Here is a 3,867-nt window from a genome sequence, read left to right as displayed (position 1 = left end):
GATGAATGGTTAGATATTTATAATTATGAGCGACCTCATGATTCACTTGGTGATATGACACCAATTGGTTACCTTGAGGCTGCATAAAATTCTACAAAAGAGCTGTACTAAATTGGGTGGAGTTACAACTTGTTCATATTAATTCTCGATTATTATTGAATTCGTAGTAATCAATTAACAATTATCAGACCAGTATTTTAATCCTTATTTATCAGCAACTTAAAGATATATATACTATTTCCGCCTTTATTGATGTCGCTATATCGGAACATAAAATATGTACGGTGTGTCACTTTCGGGACACTCTTTGAGGCCATTTAAGAGTGTATTTACAGTAATATAATTTATTGCTTTCGCACCAAAATCGACTCAGTAAAACCAAAGAATAAGATAAATTACCTCTATATAAACTAAACAAAGGCGCTCCCATAATAGGGAGAAATCGTAGTTCTGCGATTTTTAATTTTGATCGAACGACCTTACATTTCGTATCAAAAGATTAATCAAGAGGATGAGATTAATGAGAATACGCCACAAACTATGCGCACAATGCCAACAAAGCAAGTCAGTTATGTACCGGTGCCGCTATAACGGCAACACTGAATGGCAATTTATCTGCGGCCCTTGCTTACTCGTCATCAAGAAGCAGTATTGCGAAACATATCAATATGGTGGGACTTGGAAAGCAAAAAAGAAGTAAAGGACATAAGCCCAGTTTCTTCAAAGTTGATAGCAGAAATAATAAAAACTCTTCTCTAAAAAAACCGTAAGTTTACTAACAGCCTTTGTTTGATACATAACTAAGACCGTGCTTTTTACCATATTCAAATAATACTCTATCTAAATAAAAACGATCGATACCGGCCATTATAGCAATATCGTTAACTTGTGAAGACTTGATACGTGTAAAACCAAACTCTTGCTGAAGTACCCCATTTACATGCCTGTCAGGTTTAATAATGCTCATACCTAAATTCAGGCATATATTCCCCACTACACCAGGCCCCACACCATAACGCTGGCCTATAATATCGTCTTTCAGACTTTTGAGATTTACTTGCCTAGCCCAGTCTTTTATTGCTGTTAGTTCACAATCAAAACCTTTAACACGTTTATACTCTAAAAAACCTTCTACTAACTCCTTTAACAGAACATATTTTGGATTCAAATCTGACTTTGCCTGAATACCCATATATTTTTCGCAAAACTCTAAAGGCTTTGTTGAGTCTATTACACTTTTTAACTGGGCCAATGTCTTTATATCAGGGTAGTTTAGACAAAAATTTGCAAACCTAACTTTCATTGCTTTTTCTGGCCAATTAATCACCAAAGCAGTCTTAAGAATAGGAGTAATTGGGTTAATGTCACCTAAAGACTTTGCTTGCTTAAGCTTCCCCAAACAAAACTCTTTAAGAGTAACCTCTTGGTTGGTATCAGGATGATTTATTTTATCTTGTTCAAGTCTTAGGAGGTTAGACAGAAACTGTTCTTTGTCGAAGCCTTGCATTGGCATAATCCTTATTCACATTGCAACTACTAACAAGCTATAAAATAACAAATAAAAACTCAACAAAATAATGTAAATTGTCACAATTCACTGCTTCAAGAAACAATATTCTTTATTAACTATGCTTTACTAAGTTTCACTCTAGAAACCAACTAGCGCTTCAAAAACTTGACGCTCGTAGCTCAACGCTAAGACTTAAGTAGATAAAAGCATTTTAATCATTGTTTTTAGTGCAAATATTTTCAAATTAATCTCATCTAATACTCTGGTTTGAAAAATGCATACAGAAATTAAACTCACTTATGCATGACACCACAATGAATAAAAACGAAAACACAATTTATGTTTTAAGCGGATATGCTAAATGTGCAACTGCTAATAATGGCAAATACAAACTTGGCAATAAACACTCAATAGGCTTACTAACTACAGATGAAAACTATCAAGACAACATCAATGAGCATGAAACTTTCATTAAAAATTTAGGATGGGATTCGATTTCTTTCTGCCTGGTTGAAGAAGTTGAAGACATTAACACTTTGTCTAATGATGTTTTAATCTCAAGCTTTATCCACGCCAAAAAAAACGGCCAGTCTTTAGTGGTAAATGACCTACCGATCACTGTGCATTAAATCGTGCAGAGGGTTAATGACAGAGAGCGAAGCGAACACATTCTCTTTGCGCAAGGGTGACGAGTGACCGAAGCGAAGTTTCGCAGCACGAGGAAGTGAGGGTATGGATACCCGGTGGGCGTAGCTACATGGATGTAATACAACACCAATCTATTTTTCAACATTCTCTTTGCGCAAGTTGAAGTGAGCAGTTTTAACAATTGATAAGATTAGGATCTGCAAGGTAAACCCGCGCCTACAAAATCTAACCTCCTTGTAGGCGCCGACTTTATGTCCCGCTTAACCAACCAGCGCAAATCGAACAACCTACGCAATCATAAGGCTACCCTACTCAGTCTTATCTAAATATCGGTTAGCATGCTTTAAGCTTTGCAAGTCATTAAAGCGCACACCATGCTCAGCCATAACCGGCTGTATTTTTTTACTAATTAGCTGGCGAATATAAAAAGGTTGATTCGGCACAAAATGATGAATGGTATGCGTACGACCAAAATCAAAACAGAAAAGCTGGAAAGGTAAAAACCAGCGGCTACTGATCACATGCGTTTGCTCTAACAAGTTGGTTACACCACCGTAGTAATGCATTGAAGAAGTCACAAAGTTCAGTGACGTTGAGCGGATCATATTCGGCACAATCAGTACCACCATTAAAAATTCAGCCACAGCTAATATATCCGCCCCCCAAAGAGGCACTTCAAACGGCTGAATAAATTGCACTGCATGATAAGCAATCACGCCATATAAAATCGCAAAATAAGCCGAGGTGATTGGAAAACCGGCATTAAATACCTGTAAAAACTTAAAGTCTTTAATCTCTTTGCTAAAACGCTTGGAATTAATCAGTAAACCGAGCAATCCATCCATGATCACCACCGCTCTTAAAAAGGGTGACTTAATGCCATTACCGACTAAGCGCTCTTCTAAGTCTTGTTCTGTGCCTGATACCTTATGATGGTGAAGATGTATCTGTCTGCGGTACCAAGGATTCACTGTATTAGGACGCATCAACCACACAGTCAGCATCATAAAATTATGTATAAATGGTCGATTACTAAAATACTGTTTGTGAATTAGATCATGTTCTAACTCATGGGAAATAGACGTGATTATAGCCGCTAAAATAATACATAACCACGCAGGTATAAGTGAAAAATAATACAGCGTACCAACGCCAATGAGTGAAAAAAGTGACAGCAACATCATTGCCATCGCAATGCTATTTTGCTGGTTAAGAATAGGAAAACGGGCTCGAAGAGATTGCTCTTCGGCTTTAATCGCAGTCACAATGCTTTTTATGTTCTGCTTCGCGGTTAATTTTGACATTAAAAATATAGCTAACTTTTTGGTGATAAGATCATAGCGTAAAGGCAACATCCCCTCGACTAAATGCGGTGGAAATAAGTGCAAAATACACGTTGCGAAGCAAGGTTACTTTTGCGCAAGGTGAAATGAGCTATTATAAAAACTGCTGAGTTTGCATCTAGTTAGTAGTGTAACTCCACCCAATTTAGTACAGCTCTTTCGTAGAATTTTATGCAGCCTCAAGGTAACCAATTGGCGTCATATCACCAAGTGAATCATGAGGCCGTTCGTAATTATAGATATCTAACCATTCATCTGTGATTTCACGTACTTCTTGTAGTGACTCAAACAAGTATAAATCTAGCACCTCTTCACGATAACTTCGGTTAAATCTTTCCACAAAGCCATTTTGATAAGGACTACCTG

4 protein-coding genes are annotated in these 3,867 nt (G+C 37.1%); 1 reads left to right on the top strand and 3 read right to left on the bottom strand.

The window, feature by feature from the left end:
- Positions 1 to 775: 775 nt before the first annotated feature.
- The gene (locus tag ABMY35_RS20745) at positions 776 to 1,507 is read right to left on the bottom strand and encodes a hypothetical protein (RefSeq protein WP_349287972.1); all 732 of its coding nucleotides are present in this window, start codon (positions 1,505 to 1,507) and stop codon (positions 776 to 778) included.
- Positions 1,508 to 1,824: 317 nt separating this feature from the next.
- Here ABMY35_RS20745 and ABMY35_RS20740 point away from each other — a divergent pair, with 317 nt between their 5' ends.
- The gene (locus ABMY35_RS20740) at positions 1,825 to 2,139 is read left to right on the top strand and encodes a hypothetical protein (RefSeq protein WP_349287971.1); all 315 of its coding nucleotides are present in this window, start codon (positions 1,825 to 1,827) and stop codon (positions 2,137 to 2,139) included.
- 327 nt (positions 2,140 to 2,466) lie between these two features.
- On the opposite strand, the gene ABMY35_RS20735 is transcribed toward ABMY35_RS20740, so the two are convergent.
- Positions 2,467 to 3,462, bottom strand: coding sequence for a fatty acid desaturase (locus ABMY35_RS20735; RefSeq protein ID WP_349287970.1), 996 nt, complete (start codon positions 3,460 to 3,462; stop codon positions 2,467 to 2,469).
- Between the two features lie 208 nt (positions 3,463 to 3,670).
- Positions 3,671 to 3,867: transposase (locus tag ABMY35_RS20730; RefSeq protein WP_349287969.1), on the bottom strand; the 197-nt coding region annotated here is incomplete at its 5' end.

This window comes from Pseudoalteromonas sp. BZB3 (assembly GCF_040104455.1).
Lineage (GTDB): Bacteria > Pseudomonadota > Gammaproteobacteria > Enterobacterales > Alteromonadaceae > Pseudoalteromonas.
Note: the sequence above shows the minus strand (reverse complement) of the source record. Positions and strands in the feature narration are given on the sequence as shown.

Excerpts from the sequence above, each read along its gene's own strand:
- ABMY35_RS20735 (WP_349287970.1), bottom strand. The coding sequence starts at position 3,462 with ATGTCAAAATTAACCGCGAAGCAGAACATAAAAAGCATTGTGACTGCG.
- ABMY35_RS20745 (WP_349287972.1), bottom strand. The coding sequence starts at position 1,507 with ATGCAAGGCTTCGACAAAGAACAGTTTCTGTCTAACCTCCTAAGACTT.
- ABMY35_RS20740 (WP_349287971.1), top strand. The coding sequence starts at position 1,825 with ATGAATAAAAACGAAAACACAATTTATGTTTTAAGCGGATATGCTAAA.